Below are 560 nucleotides of genomic sequence, written 5' to 3'. Positions count from 1 at the left end.
CGGCTTTAGGGTGAAAAGCCAGTGCACGCAGCAACGTCATTTCCACACCCATACGGCGATCCGGTGCCAGCGGCAACTCTTTGCGGCCTACTAACAGCGTCTGGTAATAAAGCTGAACATCTGCGGGCGGTAGTACCCGTGCCAGTTCACGCAGCCGCTGTTCAATGGCAGCCATATCGTCGCCCAGTGCCGAAGGCAGCAGTTGAATCATTGCCACACGATGCAGCAGCGTGAGCATTTCAACCAGCAGCGCTTCCCACTCCACACCCCGCGCAACGGCCTGGTTGAGCAACGCCATGACCTCTGCACCCTCGGCATGGACCAGTGCTTCTATCAACGCCAGTGGCTGTTCATCATCTAGCGTGCCCAGCATGTCATTGACAGTGGAGGTAGTCACCTGCCCCTGGCCCATCGCAATCGCCTGGTCGGTCAGGCTCAGTGCATCACGCATACTGCCGTCAGCAGCGCGTGCCAGCAGCTGTAATGCACGGGTTTCAGCACTGATATGCTCAGCGTGCAGCACGTGCTCAAGCTGACCACGGATCTGCTCCTGATCCAGC

General features: G+C 58.8%; 1 pseudogene. It reads right to left on the bottom strand.

From position 1 onward, the window contains the following. A pseudogene (locus WH277_RS00815) lies at positions 1-560 on the bottom strand (DNA polymerase III subunit gamma/tau); the annotation flags it as partial.

Origin of the sequence: Erwinia sp. MYb416 (assembly GCF_037479575.1) — a bacterium.
In the GTDB taxonomy this organism is placed as follows: domain Bacteria; phylum Pseudomonadota; class Gammaproteobacteria; order Enterobacterales; family Enterobacteriaceae; genus Erwinia; species Erwinia rhapontici.
The sequence above is the reverse complement of the archived record's forward strand: the minus strand, read 5'-3'. Positions and strand labels throughout refer to the sequence as shown.